The organism is Enterobacter soli ATCC BAA-2102 (assembly GCF_001654845.1).
Classification (GTDB): domain Bacteria; phylum Pseudomonadota; class Gammaproteobacteria; order Enterobacterales; family Enterobacteriaceae; genus Enterobacter; species Enterobacter soli.
Genome location: NZ_LXES01000015.1, coordinates 112263 through 119687, shown reverse-complemented (window position 1 = coordinate 119687; position 7425 = coordinate 112263). Strand labels below are relative to the sequence as shown.

General features: G+C 49.7%; 7 protein-coding genes. 4 read left to right on the top strand and 3 right to left on the bottom strand.

Annotated features, from left to right (window positions below):
* Window positions 1-34 precede the first annotated feature (34 nt).
* Both mobB and mobA read right to left on the bottom strand, forming a co-directional pair.
* A complete protein-coding gene (gene mobB, locus M987_RS05635) occupies window positions 35-538 on the bottom strand; it encodes a molybdopterin-guanine dinucleotide biosynthesis protein MobB (protein ID WP_014072420.1) in 504 nt (167 codons plus the stop codon).
* Window positions 535-1119 (bottom strand): molybdenum cofactor guanylyltransferase MobA, encoded by a 585-nt coding sequence (gene mobA, locus M987_RS05630; RefSeq protein WP_014072419.1) that lies wholly within the window; start codon window positions 1117-1119, stop codon window positions 535-537. The genes mobB and mobA overlap by 4 nt, the downstream gene beginning before the upstream one ends.
* 68 nt (window positions 1120-1187) lie before the next feature.
* Between mobA and M987_RS05625 the strand changes: the two genes are divergently transcribed.
* The 3 genes from M987_RS05625 (at window position 1188) to dsbA (ending at window position 3170) form a co-directional block, all read left to right on the top strand.
* Window positions 1188-1457 (top strand): YihD family protein, encoded by a 270-nt coding sequence (locus M987_RS05625; protein WP_014072418.1) that lies wholly within the window; start codon window positions 1188-1190, stop codon window positions 1455-1457.
* Between the two features lie 75 nt (window positions 1458-1532).
* Window positions 1533-2519: a serine/threonine protein kinase gene (locus M987_RS05620; protein ID WP_014072417.1), complete on the top strand. Its 987-nt coding sequence runs from the start codon at window positions 1533-1535 to the stop codon at window positions 2517-2519.
* Between the two features lie 27 nt (window positions 2520-2546).
* Window positions 2547-3170: a thiol:disulfide interchange protein DsbA gene (gene dsbA / locus M987_RS05615; protein ID WP_014072416.1), complete on the top strand. Its 624-nt coding sequence runs from the start codon at window positions 2547-2549 to the stop codon at window positions 3168-3170.
* Between the two features lie 14 nt (window positions 3171-3184).
* On the opposite strand, the gene M987_RS05610 is transcribed toward dsbA, so the two are convergent.
* Window positions 3185-4093, bottom strand: coding sequence for a 1-acylglycerol-3-phosphate O-acyltransferase, YihG family (locus M987_RS05610; protein WP_014072415.1), 909 nt, complete (start codon window positions 4091-4093; stop codon window positions 3185-3187).
* 438 nt (window positions 4094-4531) lie between these two features.
* Here M987_RS05610 and polA point away from each other — a divergent pair, with 438 nt between their 5' ends.
* The gene (polA, locus tag M987_RS05605) at window positions 4532-7321 is read left to right on the top strand and encodes a DNA polymerase I (RefSeq protein ID WP_014072414.1); all 2790 of its coding nucleotides are present in this window, start codon (window positions 4532-4534) and stop codon (window positions 7319-7321) included.
* Window positions 7322-7425: the final 104 nt, after the last annotated feature.

Genomic DNA, 7425 nt, shown 5'->3' with positions numbered 1-7425 from the left:
TTTCTGAACCACTGGTTTTTATAGGCCCGGCGAGTCAGACCGCACTCCACATCACAATAAACTCTGCAATCCCATCCACATCATTCAAATCCAGCACAGGTACAGGCAGGTCTAACCCAATATCGCTGGCCACTGCAATAACATGTTCATCAAGCGTTAATTCAGCGATATCGTGCCCCGCGTCGCGTCTGAAAAGCAGTATTTTCGGTACAGCTTCATGCTTAAATCCTTCTACCAGGACCAAATCCAGCAACGAATGATCCATCCGACTGACCAGATAAGCGAGATCCAGCGGTGCTTCATCAGGCGTTTCTGTCATTAATGCCCAGCGCTGGCTACTGGCCACCATCGTCTGCGCTGCACCTGCTTTGCGAAGTTCGTAGCTGTCTTTGCCGGGTTTATCTACGTCCATATTGTGATGAGTATGTTTGATTAATCCCGGGCGGATACCTCTGTCGCAAAGAGCGGGTATCAGTTTTTTCAGGAGTGTGGTTTTACCTGTTCCACTCCATGCTGAAATGGCTAAAACCGGTGTCATTGTTTAACCTGCATCATCTGTAGATCTTCCGTTGTATTCACATTGATAAACGCCGACTTCAGATCGCTAAAATCAACTGAATGCCCGCCAGACTGGCGCATAAATACCATCACCCGCCGTTCTCCCGCCGCAAGATACGTTTGCAGGTCAGGGACTAACGTTTTGTTAATTAATGCAATTGTCGGATGATCTCGTTCACCATCATGCACCCAGACAACGGGTGATTCGCCTCGTTGCATCGCCATGCGCTCAACCAGGCAAGACGGAATAAAAGGCGTATCGCACGAGCAAAAGAGAAACCACTCTCCCTGGGATTGCTGCATCACCGAGAGCATTCCAGCCAAAGGGCCCGGGTAATCCGCAAGGTTATCCTGATAGACGGTAAACCCACTGCGCTGATAAATATCAATATTGCGGTTAGCGCTAATGGCGATTGATTCCACCTGGCCTGACAGGGTATCGGCGACATATTTCCATAAGGGCTTACCGTTTAGCGCCTCAAGCCCCTTATCTTTCCCTCCCATGCGCGTTGCTCTTCCACCTGCCAGAACGACTCCGGTAATTTCCTGATGTCGATTCACAAATATCGCCTCTTTTATTGTGGGATTGACCCTGCTAACGTGTCTTTCTAAATGAAAGGAGCACCACCATGAAATGTAAACGTCTGAATGAAGTTATTGAACTCCTCCAGCCGGCCTGGCAAAAAGAGCCAGAGCTGAATCTGATGCAATTTTTGCAGAAACTGGCGAAAGAGTCAGGTTATGACGGTGAATTGACGGACCTTTCTGATGACATCCTGATCTATCACCTTAAAATGCGCGACTCCGCAAAAGATGCTGTTATTCCGGGTATTCAGAAAGATTATGAGGAAGATTTTAAAACCGCATTACTGCGCGCACGTGGCGTAATTAAAGAGTAAAAGCTTGTAAGCGCCGACTCCGAAATCGCCACAAGATGATATCCTGAATCATTCGTATATTTTCCGGATGATCGGATGAACGACCAGGCTTTTACTTTCCAGACATTGCACCCGGATACCATTATGGATGCCCTCTTTGAGCAGGGTATTCGGGTGGATTCCGGGTTAACTCCCTTAAATAGCTACGAAAACCGCGTCTATCAATTTCAGGACGAGGATCGGCAGCGTTTTGTCGTTAAATTCTATCGCCCTGAGCGCTGGTCCGCTGAACAAATTCAGGAAGAACATCAGTTTGCCCACGATCTGCTGGAGGACGATGTCCCTGTTGCCGCACCACTGAAATTCAATAACCAGACGTTGCTCACCCACCAGGGATTCTACTTTGCTGTATTTCCCAGCCTGGGTGGCCGCCAGTTTGAAGCCGATAATATCGATCAGATGGAATGGGTGGCGCGTTATCTTGGGCGAATCCATCAGACTGGCCGTAAAAAACCGTTTATTGCTCGTCCGACCATGGGCATTCAGGAATATCTTCTGGAGCCACGTCAGGTATTCGAATCGTCAGCGCTTATTCCGGCAATGCTGAAAGATAATTTTCTCACTGCGACGGATAAACTTATCGATGCGGTGACGCCATGCTGGCGCGACGATATTCCAGTGCTTCGCCTGCATGGGGATTGCCATGCCGGTAATATTCTCTGGCGTGATGGCCCACTGTTTGTTGACCTGGACGATGCCCGAATGGGCCCCGCCGTTCAGGATCTGTGGATGCTGCTTAATGGTGACAAAGCCGAGCAGCGTATGCAGCTTGAAACCATCATTGAAGCTTATGAAGAGTTTAGTCCCTTTAATTCAGACGAAATTGCCTTGATTGAACCTTTACGTGCGATGCGTTTTGTTTATTATCTCGCATGGTTAATCAGGCGTTGGGATGACCCCGCATTTCCCCGAAATTTCCCGTGGCTTACCGGGGAGGATTACTGGCGCAACCAGATATCCACATTTACCGAGCAGGTTAAGGTTCTTCAGGAACCCCCTCTGCAATTAACGCCGATGTATTAATTGGACACACCCAGGAGAAAGTTGATCATGAAAAAAATTTGGCTGGCGCTGGCAGGTATGATTCTGGCATTTAGCGCTTCTGCTGCTCAGTTTACCGACGGCAAGCAGTTCATCACACTCGAGAAGCCAGTAGCGGGTGAGCCACAGGTTCTGGAATTCTTCTCGTTTTATTGCCCGCACTGCTATGAGTTTGAGCAGGTGCTGCATGTTTCTGACAACGTGAAGAAAAAGCTGCCAGAAGGCACCAAAATGACCAAGTACCACGTTGAGTTTCTGGGCCCATTGGGCAAAGACCTGACTCAGGCGTGGGCGGTTGCCATTGCCCTGGGTGTGGAAGACAAGATCTCCTCCCCAATGTTTGAAGCGGTACAGAAAACCCAGACCGTACAAACCACTGCCGATATCCGTAAGGTATTTGTTGATGCAGGCGTGAAGGGTGAAGATTATGACGCGGCCTGGAACAGCTTCGTGGTGAAATCTCTGGTTGCTCAGCAAGAGAAAGCCGCAGCCGACCTGCAATTGCAGGGTGTTCCGGCGATGTATGTTAACGGCAAATACCAGCTGAACATGCAGGGCATGGACACCAGCAGCATGGATATCTTCGTACAACAGTATGCAGATACCGTGAAATATCTGGTTGAGAAGAAGTAAGAAAAAAACGCCGGTCATTGACCGGCGTTTTTGTATGAAGATTTTATGTTGTTTATCTGCTCGTCTTTATCTTTCCAGAGTGTATTGAGCCAAAGCTGGAAACGACGTTTGAAATTCTTATCGTTAACGTAATCACCATGCAGCTCTGCATCCACAGGCACCAGATCGACTCGCACAACGATTCGTGTCAGCTTGCCGCTGAGCATGTCGTAGAATGGCGTCTTATCGTTTTCCGGGTAGCATAAGGTGACGTTAAGCAGCTTATCGAACTGTTCCCCTAATACGTTAAGCGCCATCGCAATGCCCGCGGCCTTCGGGGGTAATAAGTTCTGATAAGGTGATCGCGTTTGCTGGCGTTTATCTTCTGTAAAACGCGAGCCTTCAACAAAGTTAACGATGGTAGTTGGATGTGCCCGAAACTTTTCACATGAGCGACGCGTGGTTTCGACATCTTTACCGCGGCGTTCAGGATGGCGGATCAGATAGCTGCGCGAATAGCGCTTCATAAACGGCATATCCAGCGCCCAGCAGGCCAGACCAATAAAAGGCACCCAGGCCAGTTGCTGTTTCAGGAAGTATTTGTTCATCGGGATATGTTTGCGGAACAACACGCATAAAACCACGATATCTGCCCAGCTATGGTGATTACAGATCAGCAAATACCAGTTCTTTTTGTTCAGCCTTTCCAGGCCTTCGACATCCCACTTCAGGCGCGGGTTCAGGTAGAGCAGTATGGCCAAACCTTCGCACCAACAGTACATCATAAAGTTACAAAATGCAGAAACCGCTCGCCAGACAGCGGGAACAGGCAACAGCAGTTTAATTATTCCGGCGACAATAATCGGCACAGAACAGGCGATGGTAACCAGAATAGTTAAAATGATGCTTAACAATAATGTTATCGCAGCGAGTAATCTCAACATAATGAGCTTTTTCAGATAGTTAGCTGTAAGGTGCGGCCGGTTTCCGGCGCTGGGCGCTGATTTTACCAGAAAACAGACAGAATAATGGCGCTTTCATACCGCGAGCCTGAGGCTTTTACGCAACCGCAGACGATTTCACTATGATGGTGGGAATGGCAAGGCTTATATCCACATGGAGTAAATTGTCATTAGTTGACACCAGAGATCCCGGATCAATAATCAACTAACTGATATTAAATATAAAAATAGAATGCTGGATATAATTTTTATGGCTCTTATTCATATGAAGCAAAAATATGCACAAACTTATCCACAGATTGAAATTTGCGAGCGATCCTCACGATCGCAAAATCTTTTTCTGTAATCGGCGCTAAAAACTGATGTTTTCATCCTTCTGTGGCATCCTTTACCCATAAATTGATTAAAGGCACGGACATTATGGTTCAGATCCCAGAAAACCCTCTTATTCTCGTCGACGGCTCTTCTTACCTTTATCGGGCGTATCATGCGTTTCCTCCTCTGACCAATAGCGCAGGAGAGCCTACCGGCGCGATGTACGGCGTGTTAAACATGCTGCGCAGCCTGATCCTTCAGTATCAACCAACCCATGCGGCCGTTGTTTTTGATGCGAAGGGGAAAACCTTCCGTGATGAATTATTCGAAGACTACAAGTCTCATCGTCCGCCAATGCCTGACGATCTGCGCGCACAAATAGAGCCGCTGCACACAATGGTGAAAGCGATGGGTTTGCCGCTGCTGGCGGTGTCCGGGGTAGAGGCTGATGACGTTATCGGCACGCTGGCGCGTGAGGCCGAAAAGCTGGGCCGTCCTGTGCTTATCAGCACCGGCGATAAAGATATGGCGCAGCTGGTGACCCCAGGGATCACCCTGATTAACACCATGACGAACACCATTCTGGGGCCGGAAGAAGTGGTCACCAAATACGGTGTGCCGCCAGAGTTGATCATCGATTTCCTCGCTTTAATGGGCGACTCCTCCGATAACATTCCGGGCGTACCGGGTGTGGGTGAAAAGACGGCTCAGGCGTTGTTGCAAGGGCTTGGCGGGCTGGACACGCTTTACGGCGAATCAGATAAAATTGCGAGCCTGACATTCCGCGGCGCGAAGACGATAGCGGCTAAGCTTGAGCAAAATAAAGATCTGGCTTACCTCTCTTATAAACTGGCAACCATCAAAACGGACGTTGAGCTGGAGCTGGGCTGCGAGCAACTTGAAGTGCAGCAACCATCAGCGGACGATCTGCTCAGTCTGTTTAAAAAATACGAATTCAAACGCTGGACGACAGACGTAGAAGCAGGTAAATGGATGCAGGCGAAGGGTGCTAAACCTGCGGCAAAACCAAAAGAAACCATCGAGGTTGAGGTTGAAGTGGAAGAAGAGCAGGTGAACGCCCTGTCTTCTGAACACTATGAAACCCTGCTTGAAGAAGCACAGTTAATTGCATGGATTGAAAAGCTGAAGAAGGCTCCGGTCTTCGCGTTCGATACTGAGACGGACAGCCTCGACAACATCTCAGCCAATATGGTGGGTCTCTCGTTTGCAACGGAGCCGGGTCTGGCGGCGTATGTTCCTGTGGCGCATGACTACCTGGACGCACCGGATCAAATTCCTCGCGAGCGCGTGCTGGAATTGCTCAAACCTCTCCTTGAAGACGAAAAAGCCCTTAAAGTGGGGCAAAACCTCAAATATGACCGTGGCATCCTGCAAAACTACGGTATTGAGCTGCGCGGTATCGCCTTCGACACCATGCTGGAATCCTACATTCTGGATAGCGTTGCAGGCCGTCATGATATGGACTCCTTGTCCGATCGCTGGTTGAAGCACAAAACCATTACCTTTGAAGAGATTGCCGGGAAGGGTAAAAACCAGCTGACCTTTAACCAGATTGCGCTGGAAGAAGCAGGCCGCTATGCGGCAGAAGATGCCGACGTAACGCTGCAACTGCATCTGAAGATGTGGCCAAAGCTCCAGAAGAACGAAGGCCCGCTGAACGTATTCCAGCATATCGAAATGCCGCTGGTACCGGTGTTGTCCCGTATTGAACGCAACGGCGTGAAAATTGACCCAACGGTGCTGCATAACCACTCGGGTGAGCTGGCGCAACGTCTGACCGAGCTTGAGCAAAAAGCGCATGAGCTGGCCGGCGAGGCGTTTAACCTTTCATCGCCTAAACAGCTGCAAACGATCCTGTTTGAAAAACAGGGTATCAAGCCATTGAAGAAAACCCCAGGCGGCGCACCATCGACCTCTGAAGAAGTGCTTGAGGAGCTGGCGCTGGATTATCCGTTGCCGAAAGTGATCCTCGAGTATCGTGGGCTTGCGAAGCTTAAATCGACCTATACCGATAAGCTGCCGCTGATGATTAACCCGAAAACTGGACGCGTGCATACCTCCTACCACCAGGCGGTTGCGGCGACCGGGCGACTTTCATCGACCGATCCAAACCTGCAAAACATCCCGGTTCGTAATGAAGAGGGGCGTCGTATTCGCCAGGCGTTTATCGCCCCGGATGATTACCTGATTGTCTCTGCGGACTACTCGCAAATTGAACTGCGTATTATGGCGCATCTGTCGCGTGACAAAGGTTTGCTGACTGCGTTTGCCGAAGGGAAGGATATCCACCGCGCTACCGCAGCAGAGGTGTTTGGCCTGCCGCTGGAAAGCGTGACCAACGAGCAGCGCCGTAGTGCAAAAGCGATCAACTTCGGTCTGATTTATGGCATGAGCGCATTCGGGCTTTCACGTCAGCTCAACATTCCGCGTAAAGAGTCGCAGAAGTATATGGATCTCTACTTTGAGCGTTACCCGGGTGTGCTGGACTATATGGAGCGTACCCGCGCCCAGGCGAAAGAGAAAGGCTACGTTGAAACGCTGGAAGGCCGTCGTCTTTATCTGCCAGACATCAAATCCAGCAATGCTGCCCGCCGTGCCGGAGCAGAGCGTGCAGCGATCAATGCCCCAATGCAAGGTACAGCGGCTGACATCATTAAACGGGCAATGATTGCCGTTGATGCCTGGCTGGAACACGAGAAACCGCGTGTGCGTATGATCATGCAGGTGCACGATGAACTGGTGTTCGAAGTGCATAAAGATGACCTTGCCGCTGTCTCGAAAAAGATCCACGAACTGATGGAAAGCAGCATGAAGCTGGATGTGCCATTGCTGGTGGAAGTGGGGAGTGGGGAAAACTGGGATCAAGCTCACTAAGGGTCAGGCGAATAACGCGCTTTTTATGTAACTTAGCAACATAACCAGGTGCGTTTTGTGATGATCATTAGAATTCCCTATGTAAAGAATGAAAAAAAACTACG